The organism is Nodosilinea sp. P-1105, assembly GCF_012911975.1.
In the GTDB taxonomy this organism is placed as follows: Bacteria; Cyanobacteriota; Cyanobacteriia; order Phormidesmidales; family Phormidesmidaceae; genus Nodosilinea.
The window spans coordinates 22,477-36,201 of sequence record NZ_SMDQ01000059.1 but is presented as its reverse complement, the minus strand read 5'-3'; the positions used below and the strand labels follow the sequence as shown (position 1 = coordinate 36,201).

The window sequence follows — 13,725 nt, the reverse complement described above, 5'->3', positions numbered from 1 at the left end:
TGGGGGGATGGGGGGATGGGGGGATGGGGGGATGGGGTGGATGGGTAACGGGGGGTGGCTGTTAACTTGCAGACTCTGTCGTTTGGCGGCGGGATGGACGACGGGTGGCCTTGGGTTTGCTGGCCTTGGGTTTGCTGGTCTTGGGTGGAGTGGTCTTGGGATGGGGAGTTTCGGTAGGGCTAGGGGTGGTTTGGGCCTGGGCCGGGTAGAGCAGGGTGAGGCGCAGGGTTTGACGATGATCGGGGTCGAGGTAATACTGCTGATGGGTTTGCCACTGCTGCCAGGCTTGATGGCGACTGTCGGCGAGCAAGGCAAACAACGTTGGCATCTGGGCTTTTGCCTTAGGAACAGCGACGAGAATAAACGCCTCTAACACCGTGCTGTCTTGCAGGTCACCGAGGGTGTCTTGCATCTCACTGAGGCGCTGAATGTCGGCATCGAGGGTGTCGCCATACAGATCTGCCACCAACCGCAATTGGTACCGAACTCGCTTTATCTGCTTACGCAAACTGTGGAGAGTTGACCCTTCTGAGGAAATCAGCTGGTCGGTCAGGGTTAGGGGCAGATGGATTTTAGGCTGTACCGTACCCCGGCTGATTTTGGTACCCACCAGCCAACCAGGGTGTAGCCACAGCTGGCAGACCAGGGGTAGCAATAGATCGGGCATCGTGTCGGCGGCCAGTTGCTGGGCCAAAGGCTGGTACTGGGGATCCCTCAGCCAGCGGTTGAGGGATCGGGTCATTTTCCGGTAGCGCTTACCTTTGATCAGCTTTTTCGTCTGCTTTAGGGCCCGCTGGCGCTGCTTGTACCAATGGTCGAGCACAGCTGCCAGCCAAAACTGCTCGCTATCGGGTAAATCGGGAGCATAGCGATGACGCAGGGTTGCATAAATCACATCTAAATCGCGCAGCTGACCCAATTGTCGGCCCACGGCAGCCACCTTGGGTTCTCGTCCAGGCTTCGGTAGATCAATGGCTTGGCCAAATACCTGCAAGGCGGTGCGCAGTCGCCGCAAGCCCACCCGCATTTGGTGCAAATTTTCGGGGTCGGTATCGGCTAACACCGGCTTGGCATAGGCTTTGGTTTGCTTTAAGTACTTCGCGATCGCCCCTTGGGCCAGGTCACCCAAGGTTCCCTGGGGCACGGCGGTAGCCATAGTTAACTCCTATTCTAGTTGCGGCCGATACCTGCCGTTACGCATACCTTGATCGGCCCTTACTACTGTAATAACACGGGGTTTCCCAAGGACATGGATCAGGGACACTGTTTCGCAACATCAGATAGTACACTTTTCCTAGTAAGCAGCGGTTATTCTGACGCCAGGAGGATGCACGGTGCCCAACAATGGCAGTTTCTCAGCCCCTACTCCGCTTTCAGTCACTGACCTAACGGGACGGGTACTGGCCATGGCGACCACTGGGGTTTACCGCCAGTCTGTGTTTGAGGCCCTGGGGCCAGTGGCCACTCGACGGCAGATTCGAGATGCGATCGCCCAAGCCAAGCAACTTGGTCTCCGCACGGTTCCCACCCTGCGGGATCCAGAGCTAGGCACCTACTATCAGGTGGATGCTGCTAGCTACGAGGCCTTCCAATCTGCCGCTAAAACTCTGAGGACTGACCAGGGACCCACCGATCTGGCGGCACAGGTCGTGCATACTCACCAGGCCATGCGGGCCATGCTGACCACCGTTGCCGGTAGCACCGTGGGCCTGGGGCTGCTGGGGGGGTGGTGTCTGCTGGATGGTCAGATGCAGGCGGGGCGTGTGCTGTGGCTAGGATCACTGGTGGCCGGGGTGTTATGGACGGTGCAGCGGGCGATCGCCCGGCGGGTGTTGTCGTAATCAGGTTTTGTCGTCATCAGCATTCGACCAGAGGGTATCCGCCCCATCCCTCCCCTAAATCAAGCGCATCCAATATTGATTGCGGCCCCGGCGTTTCGCTTGGTAAAGGGCGGCATCAGCGGCGGCAATCAGGTCTTCGGGGGATTGGCTGGCATTGGGAACAACGCTGGCAATGCCGATGCTGACCGTCACGTAATCATCGATATCCGACAGGGGGTGGGGCAGCTTCAGGGTGGCAATCTGCTGCTGAATCGCTTGGGCAACCTGTTCAGCCCCAGTGCGACGGGTGTTGGGCAGCACCACCCCAAACTCTTCGCCTCCATAGCGGGCAATCAGGTCGGCGGCTCGTTTGACCGCCTGGCTGGCAGCTTGGGCCAGGGCAATTAAGGCTTCATCCCCTTGTTGATGGCCAAAGTGGTCGTTGTAGGGTTTGAAGTAATCAACATCAAACAAAATCAGCGATAGGGGCTGCTGCTCCCGCAGGAGCCGCTGCCACTCTTGTGCCAGGTATGCGTCAAACTGACGACGGTTAGCAATTTGGGTCAGCCCGTCAAGGGTAGCCAGCCGTTCTAACTTTTGATTAGCGGCCTGTAGGGCAAACTCGATCTGCTTGCGATCGGTAATGTCGATGTAGTTGCTGACGACACCGTTAATCTGACCGTCGGCATCCTGGAAAGGGTTAACCACCACCTGGTACCAGCGGCGATCGCCGTTGGCATCAACCATGTCCTGTTCCGCCTGGTAGGGCTGACGGGTGGCAATCACTTGCTGATTAATTTGCTCCAGACGCTCTCGCTCCACCCTAGAAATAGGACCGTTGAACACGGTGTCCCGTCGGCCCAACATTTCGGTGGGGGGCTTGCCATATAGGACCGAGCTAGCCTTATTGGCCACCTGAATCCGATCATGCTGATCTTTGACCACCACCACACTGGGAATGCTGTCAATCACATTTTGCAAAAACTGTTTTTGGGCGGCCAAAGCCGCTTCTGTGTGCTTTAGATCCGTAATGTCCCAAAAGACTCCTTGCATTCCCACAATGTCGCCTTCAGCGTTGTGGAGGGGAAATTTTGACACCTGCATATGGTGGGTACCGCCCCCCTGGGGGGATATAAACGTATCCACCTGGGTCAGCGGCTGACCAGTGGACATCACCCGCTCGTCATCGGCCCCATAGCTGGGGGCTAAGTCGGCGGGAAATAAATCAAGGGCGGTTTTGCCCAGACAGTTAGATAGCGACAGACTAAACGCCTTTAGAAAAGCTGGGTTAGCAAAGGTCAGCCGCCCCTGGCGATCGATGCGATACAGGGCCTGGGGCAGGACCTCTGTCAATGAACGGTAGAGCATTTGGCTATCCCGCAAAGCCAGTTCAGCCCATTTGCGTTCGGTGATGTCGCGCACCATCAGCAAGACTTCTTGGGGGCCACTGACCACAATGCGGGCCTCTTCGTAGCGCTGACCCCGAGGAGTATGGCACTGGTATTCATAGATTTGGGGTTGGCCAGTGGCCAGAGCTCGACGAATATAGTGCATCCGCTCGGCCACCATGGCTGGGGGCAGGACGGTGGCCATCGGCTGACCGAGTTGGCGCTGGGGGTGGGTAATGAACTCCACCGAGCCTTGGTTCATTACATCCAGGCAAATGCCGTCAGCGGATACCCGCATCAACAAGTCTGGAATCGCCTGGAGGATGATCCGCTGGGTGGCTTCGGCTTGGCGCAGGGCTGCCGTTCGTTCAGCCACCTGGTTTTCCAGGGTTTGGTTATATTCCGCCAATACCGCCTGAGCGCGACGGCGGGTCGAGATGTCTTGAAAGGCAGCGATCGCATATTCGACCTGATCTCTGGAATCAAAGATCGGGGTGGTGGCCATTTCAATCGGGATCATCCGATCCGCTTCCGCTTCATGCAGACACAGGGCCAGGTTATCAGTCCACCCTGGTTCTCCCCGTAGGGATTGGGCAATCGGCAATTCAGCCGTTGGGTAGGGTTCACCGGTGTCAGCTCGATAGGCCAAAAAGGTATCCTCTAGCCCCATGCCGGGGATCGATGGCATATCGTCCAACCCCAATAGGCGACGGGCTTCATCGCTGGCAAACACCATCTGACCATGGCGATCGTACACCACAATGCCTAGGGGAATCACGTCCAAAAACTGCCGCCAGCGCCGCTCACTCTGCTCCAGGGCCTGGTTAAGCTGGTCCATGTCGGCAAAGGTGGCTCGCAGTTGGGTGGCCATCTCGTTAAAGGCTGAGGCCAGCTCGCCGATCTCATCACTGCGGTCAATCGGTAGAGAGGGGTGCCAATGCCCCTGGGCCATGGCTTGGGCGGCCACCTTAAGCTGCTCAATGGGCTGCATGATGCGTTCTACCACAGCTAGGCCAATCACCACAGAAGCTGCGATCGCCACCCCACTGAGAATCAAAAACTGCCAATTACCCAGGTAAACCGTCAACAGCAGCAAGACGCCACAGGCCCCTGCCATTTGCACCACAAAAGCAGCCACTAGCACCGTCCTGAGCGGTAAGGAGCGCAGCCAATGACTAAGGCGTCTTCTTGAAAAGGGAAATCTGGGCACTGGCGTCAGCAATTAAGCAATTAATGTCAAGTTAGCGAAACACCCCACTCCTATAAGCCCCCACTCCTATAAGCATAGAATCTCAGTTATAAACCAGAGCCTCTGAGAACCCATCCGAAAATGTTCTATCCCCTTGAGCAATAGTCCAGACACTTTTCTGGACAAGTGCTTAAACTATTAATTTCTGGTTGGCCCAGTGATTGGGTAAGTGGCCTAAACCTATAGTTCTAACGTTAGTCACTCAAAACGGTCCAGAGTGTTACTTTAGGCCATGGGTTGAACAACAAAGTTTCTGGATGAGTTCTCTGGCAGGTATGCTGGCAACAACGTAACTAGGTTTTGCCATGGACGACATCACCAACTACGAAAAACTTGCCAGCGTGTTTAACCGGGCGGCCCAGCAAGGTAAGAACGGGTTTTGCAAAATGCTTTGGGGCAACCAACCCGAGGGGGTTCAAACCCAGCTAAAACCCCTGCTTACCTCAGAGACCCTGAATGTCTTGGCTACAGACGACTAGACAGCCAAAATATTAACTAGCGGCAATCGCCGCAGAACTCTCCTGCTCCTCTGACACCACTTCCTCAAACCGGATAATATCCTGCCGGGGGTTAGCATGGCTTACCACCACCTGAAACTGCTCGCCTAAGGCAATGTCGCGGTTAAACCGCATGGCCAGCTCTAATCCCAGGTCTTCTACCATAATCAGCCCCAACCCGTCATCCTGCCGCAGCCATCGTAGCAACATCACATCCCAAACTTGATCTTGATGGCGGCGCAGGTACTCTAAGGCCCAATAGCGCTTGGTTTGACGTTCCACCAGGGTAGCCTCGTAGGAGGCGGTGCTGGCTCCCTGAGCCAGTTCCGTCACCTCGCTGGAGGAAAAGGGCAGGGGCTCACCCCGCAGATGGGCTTTGAGCTGAAAATGGACCAACAGGTCGGTGTAACGTCGAATCGGAGACGTCACCTGACTGTAGCGATCGAGGCCGAGGGTGGCGTGACGACTGGGAGTAATGCCCACCTCACTGCGGGTCATGCAGCGGCGAATGGCCGAGTCCCGCACCCAACCATTGGGCAGCTGAATCAATTCCTGGTCAGAGGGCAACTCTGGCTGGGGCTGACTGCGAAAGGGAATCGCCAAGGCATGGGTTTCCCCGTAGCGGGCTGCCACTTCCCCAGCTAAAATCATCATCTCAGCCACCAATTGCCGGGCTGGTGAGTCGTCTAACACCTCGATCGCAATTTGATCCTCAGCCTCTGACACCTTAATGCTGGACTCAGGCATATTAATGGAAATGGCCCCCTGGGTGACGCGCCAGCGGCTGCGCACCTGGGCCCAATGGGCTAACCCCTGCAACTCGGGCTCTGCCTTCAGCCCGAGCTCTAAAATTTCGTCTACATCTTCGTAGGTGAGCCGGTAGGTGGGCTTAATCACACTGGGATGAATGGTGTAGTCCTGAATATCACCTGCATCCGTCAAAGTCACCCCAAAACTTAAGGCACAGCAGGTTTGACCTTGAAGCAGACTCATAGCCTGGGTAGCCAACTCCACCGGAAACATGGGAATGATCCCCGTTGGCAAGTACACCGTGGTACACCGACGCCGGGCCTCCAGGTCAAGGTCGTCCCCTGGCACTAGCCAGCGGGTAGGATCAGCAATGTGAATCCATACCCGCTGGGCACCCCCCTCAAGAGTTTCAACGCTGAGGCCATCGTCAATTTCCTGGGTGCTGGCATCGTCAACGGTGTAGACCTTAAGATGCGTCAGGTCTAACCGCTGTTGATCAGGATCCGGGGGGGGAGACTGAAGCCGCTGCTGGGCCATGGTAAGCAGGTTTTCTGAGAAGTGGCTGGGAATTTGACTACGACGCAGGGCCAAATTTTCGTGAGCGCTCCATAATCCAAGGGCGACAAGGGCGTCAAAGGCCCCTGCTGCGGTAGGGGAAACCCCCAAAGCGTCTAAAATTTCGATAGCCTGGGTTCGCTGGCTAGACTCGTCCCCGAACAGGGCAAGGCGCTCTAGAACCTCAAGTCGAGGGCGATCGCTTTTCTCCCATACTATCGCTTCCCCCGCCAGAGCTTGACGGGCCTTCGTCATAAACGAGATCCACTCCTGCTGGCGCTGGGCTTCCCGCTCGATCTGCCGTTGCAAGTCTTCCACTTGGGCCGCCGGGCGAGGTTCGTAACGGGTTCCCTTTTGCTTAAAGAAAATTTTGTCATCAGCCAGCAGCCGGTGGGCTGCATAGCAAAGCGGCGGACTCTGGTCAGAAAACAGTAACAACGCCAACGAAGCTGGATCAGCAGACTCCCCAGCTTCGCTTAAAAACTCCCAGGCAATTTCTAAACTGGATGGATCAATATATTCCTCAGCCTCACGCAGAAACTGAGGAATATCCGTAGGTTTAAACCCTTCTCCACTGGCTTCATAGGTAAAATCTCGGGGGTGCAGAGTATGGGCCTGGCCACGCTGATCAACAACAACCCAGTTTTTCTTACCTTCTGGGCGGTCAACAACCCCTAGCCGGGGTTGTCCTTGATGCTTAAATTCAACTAAAGCGCCTTTTTCAACCAAGCCAATACCTTAACACTCACCATCTCTAGCCTAGCCTAGCCTTCCCCATTGACGTAGGGTAGCAGGGCAAGAATTCGAGCCCGTTTGATGGCGACAGTGAGATCCCGCTGCTGCTGAGCGGTCAAGCCAGTAATGCGGCGAGGCAAGATTTTACCCCGCTCGGTGACAAACTTGCGAAGTAGATCGACATCTTTGTAGTCGATGGCATCTTCGGGCTTGATTGGTGATACTCGACGACGAAAATAGGCCATGGGTTTTATGGATTACTTAATTTCTTTGTGGACGGTGTGCTTGTTGCAATGGGTACAGAACTTTTTCAGTTCAATCCGGTTCGTCGTGTTGCGACGATTTTTCTGGGTGGTGTAACGGGATACACCATTGGAGCGCTTGTCCGGGTTGGTCCGGCACTCTGTGCACTCAAGGGTAATGACGAGGCGGACGCCTTTAGCCATGACAGTTCACCTAGGATAGTGCGAGCAAAATAGAATAAGACACAGCCTTCTATTATTTCATAGCTAGCCCAGAATCGCCAATTGGATTTGCTGACATTCTCCACCTGGGTTTGGAATAACACTGTCCCCGCTAGAACACTGCTATGGCTCATCTGTTGGCAGGTTAGAAAGCGCCGCTTGTAGCTTGGCGGCAAGCTTCTCACGGCAGTAGGGCTTACTCAGCAACTGTCCGCCCGGGTCGAGTCGTCCATGGTGGAAAACAGCTGTTTCGGTATAGCCAGAGGTATACAGTACGCGCAGGTCAGGACGAATCGCCCGCGCCCTATCGACCAGATCACAACCAGTCATGCCCCCAGGCATCACCATATCGGTGAAGAGCAGATCAATGTCTGGGCGATGCTGCAGAATGTCTAGCCCCTGGGGACCATTACAGGCACTTACCACCTGATAGCCCAGAGACAGCAGTTGGCTCTCAACGTAGCGACGCACCATGGCATCATCTTCCACGACTAAAATGGTGCTGCCCTGGGTTGTCTGGGTGGTTGGGGTCTGGCTTTGGGGGCTAAGCTCTGGGTTGTCCATGGTGGCGACTCGGGGAAAATACATTTTCACCGTGGTGCCCTGCTGGGGCTCGGAATAAATCATGATGTGCCCATTCGATTGCTTCACAAAGCCATAAACCATGGGTAGTCCTAGACCTGTGCCCTTGCCTGTTTCTTTGGTGGTAAAAAAGGGTTCAAACAGGTGTTCCATGTGTTCTGGTGGTATACCACAGCCATTGTCTGAGACGGTTATCTGCACATATGGCCCTGGAGTAACATTCCCCTGGGCTTGGGCATAGTCCTGATCTAGTTCGGTATTTGTCATCTCAACAATTAGCCTTCCCCCTGAGGTCATGGCATCGCGGGCATTAAGCGCCAGGTTGAGTAGGGCACTTTCTAGCTGGGCTGGGTCGACCAGGACGGGCCACAGGGCTTCTGCACAGTGGAGCTCAACTCGAATCTGTTCCCCCAGGGTGCGCTGCAGCAACTGGCACATATGACCCATCAGGGCATTGATATCCACCAAGGATGGGGCGAGGGGTTGCTTGCGGGCAAAGGCCAGTAAATGATCTAACACAAACGGCGATGGGGCCATCAGCGCAAACTCTGTACCGCCGTTGTGCAAGATCTCCAGGTTATCCTTGCCAGATAGTTCGAAGGTTACCTCTGTAGTTAGACCGTGGCGAGCAAAGATACCCTGCTCTTTCGCTACCAGGGTGGGTAAATCTCCCAGATAGGTCACGCCTAAAATCCGAATGGGTGGATGATCTACCGTCGCCGGACTACAGCCCATTACTGAAACTATGGCTAAGACCAAGGTGATAACCATGAGCCAGTAAATAGCTTTCCGAGCCGGATTTTGTCTCAGACTAGGGATGGCCGCCATCATCAAAGCAGCTCCTGACGGGTTAGGGCTGAGCGTAAAGGAGTGGCTACCTCTATTCTACTTTCTGCTCGACGCCAAACCCCACCAGCGTTAGGTCATCGAGGGGGCCATCGCCCTCGGGGCGTCTGTAGTTGAAAATGCGCCGAATCCGCATCTTGGGGTTGATCAGCAAAATCGAGTCCACCGAAACCACTTTGGTGTAGGGGGTGGTCATCAGCAGTTCGCGATTGCTTTGGTCGTAGCGAAAGGTCGACACAATCGGGCGGGCTTCTTCGTAGGCGCGATCGCGCAGATAGTCACCGGTCATGATCGTCCCTTCCTGCTGCTGGGGTACAAACAAGGCCCGCAGTTCCTGAGAAACTTGCTCTCCCTTGTCAGACACGGTTTGAAACGCCAGCTGAAACCCAGGCAACTGGTCTAAGTTATCCACAGCGCCATAGTCATTGTCGGCTAGCACCTGGCGTTTGATCTCAGGGGTAATCCCCTTAACCTGAAAGTCGGTATGGGATCGCTCCACCTCCTGATGGGTCAGGTAGTGGTAGGTGCGCTCAATCGACCAGTGGCCAATGCAGCAATCAAAGAAATAGTTGATATCGGCAAGATCCATAGCCCACATCCCAACACAGACTCTATTTTGTTTACCGTACCAGGATTTGGCCACCCCAATATTTAGGAGACTGACCAGGGAGAGACATGCTTAGCTAAACCGCCAGCCATACACCACTGACCGCACTGGTGCCGGAAAGCCCAGAGGATCGTCGGGGGAATCAAACAAGCTTAAGTATTAATGCTTACAAAATCCCATCAGAAAACCCGTAAGATAGCTCGCAAGTTAACCCTGGCTCGCCAGCCTGAACAAAATGCCCCCTTTGGGGAATTGTCGAGTTGAGGGTTGGCCACTATGATTGTATTAAGAAAGTTAACAACTCCTGTTGAGTGGTTGACTGCGGTCCCCTTATACCCATGTTTGGGTCTTATCAAATCTATGCCTTTTTCCGTTGATACTGCCCGCATTTTATCCGAACCTTTGGTCCAAGCCTTCTTTCAGGATACGGTTGGGGAATGGCGCTCGGAACGACGGTACTACACCCTGAAGAGTGGCGAAACCCAGGCTGTCGTTAGCCAGATCAAGATTGATTTTTTGACCGCTGGGGATCCTCGCCTCTTGCAATTGGCGGAGATGCATGGGTTAGATGCCAACAAACCGTTGATCTGTGGCACTACGGTGGCTTGGGAAAGCGACTATGTGGGTACAGGCAAAAAGCCAGTGGTGGGTAGCACCGTTTTTGGGGTGCGGGGGACTACCCTGTATCGCGATCGCGGCTTTGCCACGACTAAGCCAGTTACGGCCGAATATCTATTTCGCGACAATCGCACCATGGTGCTCAAAACCCAGTACAACAACTCTTGCTTTGAGGAAGAGATCAAGCTAATTGGCCAACGCTACCGAACTCGGCAAACTATCATTTCTCGGGCTGGGGAAGAAATTATGATCGGCCAATACCTGGAAACCCGCTGCTAACCTTTCCCGTGGGTTACGGCGGTAACAGGGGCAGGAGCTTGAAGGGAATGGGTTTGTTTCACATTGTGCTTACCCCATAGGGATGCTTAGGAAGCTGCCTTCACCTTTCTAAGGGCCGGAGAAAATCGCTTCTTCCAGGTCTTGCCGACTGAGGGAATACTTAAACACCCGCTGCACATCTTTGCCGTCGGCCCCAGCGTTGATGTAGCGCACCACGACTGAGTCAATGTCCAAAATCACATCTGCTTCCCAGAGGGGACGAATCACATGCCAGCGGTGCAGGGCATCGGTGTCTTGTTGACAACCCTGCTGGCGCAGCCAAGCTTCGACGTCAGGTAAAGGATGACTGTACAGGGGGATGGTTGCAGCTGGAAGAGACATAAATCACTACAAAGTAAATTAGTACGGAGAAAATGAGTACGCAGAATAGACTGTTTACAGTCAACCAATGGGGTGAAGAGGCTGGCCTCGTGGGTTCCTGAACTTAGTCCCTCGGTATGGGTTCGCGAAAATCGGGGATAGATCGTTAGTCGGAACCCCCTAAAGCCAAGTGGGAGACTGGGGAGTCGGCACCTGGGACGACCCCTGGCTGGGCTTTGGCCTGGCAGGTGGCGAGGCAGCCTCGGTGAGAGGCGGAGTCTCCTGAGGCGTGTCTCCCTTGGCAGCGGCTGAGGGAGACGCCAATTCTGCCGCAGTGGCTGTGGGAATGGCGTTGGCATTCAGGGCGTAATCGCCCCGGGTTAGCCCTACTGTAATCACCAGCACTAGGCAAGCCACAAAGGTGATCCCCAAAATAAATAGGGCAAAAATCTCCCCGGCAGAGAGGGGCCGATCAGTGGGGTCTAGGTAGAGATTTGCGGATTCTTGACGCCGGGGGCTCGAGGGGGGCTTGGCCAGGGATTCTAGGGGCTGCATCACCGAAATCCGCGAATAGCCCACCTGTTTATCGTAGGTCCAGCGGCGATCGGGGCTGCTGAGAATGGCATAGGCCTCGTTCAACTGCTGAAATCTTTCGGTGGCCTCGGCTGGGGGTAGTTCAGTGGTGTCGGGGTGATACAGTTTACTGCGATCGCGAAAGGCGCGGCGAATCTGCTGCGGGCTAGCCGTGGGCTTGACTCCCAAAAGGTCATAGTGGGTTGCAGTTTTGGGGCGTGATTCAGGCATAGATCCCAGGGTTGGGGTAATGGGCAACGGATAGCAATTCGACCAGCATCAACCCTAGCATGGTACCCAATTAACCGTGTCAAAGTGGCCATAGTCGGGCGATCGCGTCAGTCGAATTTGGGCTAGGGCAAACACCACCGGAATCACCCGTCCATAGTTGGTGGCGATCGCTCGCCAACCCAGGTCAGCCAAAAACCAGGTCCACAGGGCTGGCCCTAAGAATGACAGAAGCGATCGGGTGGCTCCATAACGGGCGGCATTCACCGCCATCCCCCGCGAGGCCATCGATAGGGCAATACGCTGATGAATTTGGGCGATCGCCGCCCCACCCCCTTTGGCTAAGGTCTGACGGGCCACGGTGTACCGGGCGGCCTGGAGCGCCATTTGGCGGGCCAGGTGATGCAACAACCAGGGGCGCAACAGCGAGCTCACGGCCAGGGCGCTGCTGCCCTTGATCAACAGCCCCATAGGGTTGGCCTGCACCGACTGGGGTAGGGCCTGAAACTGGGGCGACTGGGCCAAGGACTGACAGAGCTGCTGCTGCCAGCGATCGCGCTCGGGCTCGGGCAACTTGGGCCAGGCCCCATTCACCAGGTGCAGAAACACCTCGGCCTCCAGGTCAGCGGTAGTCCAGGTGGGGACGTAGGCCAACTTAAGATGGCGGCACACCTGCATCAACGCCTGACGGTAGGTCACCTGCTGACTTTGGCCATGCAATACGGTCAATCCATCGGCGGCTAAAAAGCGAAACCGTTGCTCCAGCCGGTCTAACCATTGCTGCCGACTCTCCCCTTGCACCGCCAAGGGCTCAGGGGTTTGCAAGTAATCCAGCGGATTAAACCTGGGACGGAATAAAATTTCAGTAAGGGCCTGGAGTTCTTCCTCGGTGGCCAGCTCCAGGGCAGAACGCAGCTCATCCACTGGTGGTACTGTCCTAATAACGACTGCCGCTACAGTTAAACGTGTCTTTTAATTTTTACTATTTTTACACAATTCCCCCCAATAGGCGGCTACCCCGCCAGGATTCTGCAACGTTTTAGGGTTAAGGACGAGGTGACATGGCAGCTAGCACTATCTGGGACGTGGTTGTTGTGGGGGCGGGACTCAGCGGCATTATTGCCGCCCAGCGCTTGGCTCGGTTGGGGTGTGCCGTCTTGGTGGTGGATAAATCTAGGGGCTTGGGGGGACGACTGGCCACCCGGCGAGTGCTCGATCAACGGGTGGATCATGGCTGTCGATTTTTAGACGACACCGCCAATCCCGAACTCAGCCCAGTGCCAGCGTTGATCCAGGCGGGGGTGCTTCAGTCCTGGCAGCCCTTAGTGTTCCATTTGCAAGGGTCGACCCTAGCCCCCTGTGCCGATTTCCAGCCCTGTTGGGTGGCCCCCCAGGGGATGACAACCGTGGCCAAAGTCCTGGCCCAAAACCTGACCATTTGGCAGCGATGGCAGGCGACTCAAATTACACCGCAGGGATCGGCCTGGACCATTGATGGCCTCACACCAGCCGGTCTCACACCAGCCGAGCACCAGCCCTCGCTTACAGCCAGGGCCGTCATTCTGGCAATTCCGGCTCCACAAATTGTGCCGCTTGTCCAAAAGGCTGCCGCCCAAAACTCAGCCTTGCAAGGGTTTATGGCCCCCATGGCCAATGTCCTATTTGACCCGGTGATGACTATGATGGCTGGCTATCCGCCGTCCCTAGACCTGGCATTCCCTTTACAGACGGCCCCACCAGCCGGGTGGATGGTCTATGGCCAGGATCACCCCACCCTAGCCTGGGCCGGCCTGGATAGCGGTAAACGGGTCCTCCCCGGGGATCCTGTGGTGGTGATGCACAGCACCCCTGGGTTTGCCCAAGCTCATTTAGATGCCGCCAACCTCGACAATGTTGGTCAGCAACTGCTAGCTTCTGTAGCGCCCCAGATGGGTCCAGGCTTAACTACGCCCACCTGGATGCAGGTGCACCGCTGGCGGTATGGCCTGGTGCGGCAGCCCCTGGGGGGCAAGGTTCTGAGTACCCCTGACCTGCCCACCCTGATCGGTTGTGGGGACTGGTGCCGGGGCAAGACGGTAGAAGCCGCGATCGCCTCTGGCCATGATGCCGCTGAGCAGATTATGCAGGTGTTGCCCTAAGCCGTTAGGCTCCGGTTGAGGCCGTAGCTAAGTCAG

14 protein-coding genes are annotated in these 13,725 nt (G+C 55.8%); 4 read left to right on the top strand and 10 right to left on the bottom strand.

From position 1 onward, the window contains the following. Positions 1-61 precede the first annotated feature (61 nt). On the bottom strand, positions 62-1,156 hold the full coding sequence (locus tag E1H13_RS20270) for a CHAD domain-containing protein (RefSeq protein WP_169616042.1): 1,095 nt from the start codon (positions 1,154-1,156) through the stop codon (positions 62-64). Between the two features lie 178 nt (positions 1,157-1,334). Between E1H13_RS20270 and E1H13_RS20265 the strand changes: the two genes are divergently transcribed. Further along, the gene (locus E1H13_RS20265; RefSeq protein ID WP_169616040.1) at positions 1,335-1,841 is read left to right on the top strand and encodes a hypothetical protein; all 507 of its coding nucleotides are present in this window, start codon (positions 1,335-1,337) and stop codon (positions 1,839-1,841) included. A 54-nt stretch (positions 1,842-1,895) separates the two neighbouring features. On the opposite strand, the gene E1H13_RS20260 is transcribed toward E1H13_RS20265, so the two are convergent. After that, positions 1,896-4,346, bottom strand: coding sequence for a PAS domain-containing protein (locus E1H13_RS20260; RefSeq protein WP_169616038.1), 2,451 nt, complete (start codon positions 4,344-4,346; stop codon positions 1,896-1,898). A 416-nt stretch (positions 4,347-4,762) separates the two neighbouring features. Between E1H13_RS20260 and E1H13_RS20255 the strand changes: the two genes are divergently transcribed. Beyond that, positions 4,763-4,936, top strand: a complete 174-nt coding sequence (locus E1H13_RS20255; RefSeq protein ID WP_169616037.1) for a hypothetical protein — start codon at positions 4,763-4,765, stop codon at positions 4,934-4,936. A 12-nt stretch (positions 4,937-4,948) separates the two neighbouring features. Here E1H13_RS20255 and E1H13_RS20250 read toward each other — a convergent pair whose 3' ends face one another. The 5 genes from E1H13_RS20250 to E1H13_RS20230 all read right to left on the bottom strand — a co-directional run bounded on the left by E1H13_RS20250 (position 4,949) and on the right by E1H13_RS20230 (position 9,475). Further along, positions 4,949-6,988 (bottom strand): ribonuclease R family protein, encoded by a 2,040-nt coding sequence (locus E1H13_RS20250; protein WP_169616035.1) that lies wholly within the window; start codon positions 6,986-6,988, stop codon positions 4,949-4,951. A 35-nt stretch (positions 6,989-7,023) separates the two neighbouring features. Continuing rightward, positions 7,024-7,239: a 30S ribosomal protein S18 gene (gene rpsR, locus E1H13_RS20245; protein WP_169616033.1), complete on the bottom strand. Its 216-nt coding sequence runs from the start codon at positions 7,237-7,239 to the stop codon at positions 7,024-7,026. Positions 7,240-7,251: 12 nt separating this feature from the next. Continuing rightward, on the bottom strand, positions 7,252-7,440 hold the full coding sequence (gene rpmG / locus E1H13_RS20240; protein ID WP_072015960.1) for a 50S ribosomal protein L33: 189 nt from the start codon (positions 7,438-7,440) through the stop codon (positions 7,252-7,254). Between the two features lie 141 nt (positions 7,441-7,581). Further along, complete coding sequence (locus E1H13_RS20235; RefSeq protein ID WP_206070751.1) at positions 7,582-8,799, bottom strand: ATP-binding protein; 1,218 nt, start codon at positions 8,797-8,799, stop codon at positions 7,582-7,584. A gap of 121 nt (positions 8,800-8,920) precedes the next feature. Then, on the bottom strand, positions 8,921-9,475 hold the full coding sequence (locus E1H13_RS20230; RefSeq protein WP_169616029.1) for a phycobiliprotein lyase: 555 nt from the start codon (positions 9,473-9,475) through the stop codon (positions 8,921-8,923). Between the two features lie 378 nt (positions 9,476-9,853). Here E1H13_RS20230 and E1H13_RS20225 point away from each other — a divergent pair, with 378 nt between their 5' ends. Further along, on the top strand, positions 9,854-10,390 hold the full coding sequence (locus E1H13_RS20225) for a phycobiliprotein lyase (protein ID WP_169616027.1): 537 nt from the start codon (positions 9,854-9,856) through the stop codon (positions 10,388-10,390). 108 nt (positions 10,391-10,498) lie between these two features. On the opposite strand, the gene E1H13_RS20220 is transcribed toward E1H13_RS20225, so the two are convergent. The 3 genes from E1H13_RS20220 to E1H13_RS20210 all read right to left on the bottom strand — a co-directional run bounded on the left by E1H13_RS20220 (position 10,499) and on the right by E1H13_RS20210 (position 12,475). Then, entirely contained in the window at positions 10,499-10,771 is a 273-nt protein-coding gene (locus E1H13_RS20220) for a DUF3143 domain-containing protein (RefSeq protein WP_169616025.1), read from the bottom strand. Positions 10,772-10,930: 159 nt separating this feature from the next. Then, complete coding sequence (locus E1H13_RS20215) at positions 10,931-11,554, bottom strand: J domain-containing protein (protein ID WP_169616023.1); 624 nt, start codon at positions 11,552-11,554, stop codon at positions 10,931-10,933. A 54-nt stretch (positions 11,555-11,608) separates the two neighbouring features. Beyond that, positions 11,609-12,475 carry a hypothetical protein gene (locus E1H13_RS20210; RefSeq protein ID WP_169616021.1) on the bottom strand — a complete coding sequence of 289 codons (867 nt, stop codon included), beginning with the start codon at positions 12,473-12,475 and terminating at the stop codon, positions 11,609-11,611. A gap of 137 nt (positions 12,476-12,612) precedes the next feature. On the opposite strand from E1H13_RS20210, the gene E1H13_RS20205 reads away from it, so the two are divergent. Continuing rightward, positions 12,613-13,689, top strand: coding sequence for an NAD(P)-binding protein (locus E1H13_RS20205; protein ID WP_169616019.1), 1,077 nt, complete (start codon positions 12,613-12,615; stop codon positions 13,687-13,689). Positions 13,690-13,725: the final 36 nt, after the last annotated feature.

Bases quoted from the DNA above. Each gene is read 5' to 3' on its own strand.
- E1H13_RS20270 (WP_169616042.1), bottom strand. From the start codon at position 1,156: ATGGCTACCGCCGTGCCCCAGGGAACCTTGGGTGACCTGGCCCAAGGG.
- E1H13_RS20255 (WP_169616037.1), top strand. From the start codon at position 4,763: ATGGACGACATCACCAACTACGAAAAACTTGCCAGCGTGTTTAACCGG.
- rpsR (WP_169616033.1), bottom strand. From the start codon at position 7,239: ATGGCCTATTTTCGTCGTCGAGTATCACCAATCAAGCCCGAAGATGCC.
- rpmG (WP_072015960.1), bottom strand. From the start codon at position 7,440: ATGGCTAAAGGCGTCCGCCTCGTCATTACCCTTGAGTGCACAGAGTGC.
- E1H13_RS20230 (WP_169616029.1), bottom strand. From the start codon at position 9,475: ATGGATCTTGCCGATATCAACTATTTCTTTGATTGCTGCATTGGCCAC.
- E1H13_RS20225 (WP_169616027.1), top strand. From the start codon at position 9,854: ATGCCTTTTTCCGTTGATACTGCCCGCATTTTATCCGAACCTTTGGTC.
- E1H13_RS20220 (WP_169616025.1), bottom strand. From the start codon at position 10,771: ATGTCTCTTCCAGCTGCAACCATCCCCCTGTACAGTCATCCTTTACCT.
- E1H13_RS20215 (WP_169616023.1), bottom strand. From the start codon at position 11,554: ATGCCTGAATCACGCCCCAAAACTGCAACCCACTATGACCTTTTGGGA.
- E1H13_RS20205 (WP_169616019.1), top strand. From the start codon at position 12,613: ATGGCAGCTAGCACTATCTGGGACGTGGTTGTTGTGGGGGCGGGACTC.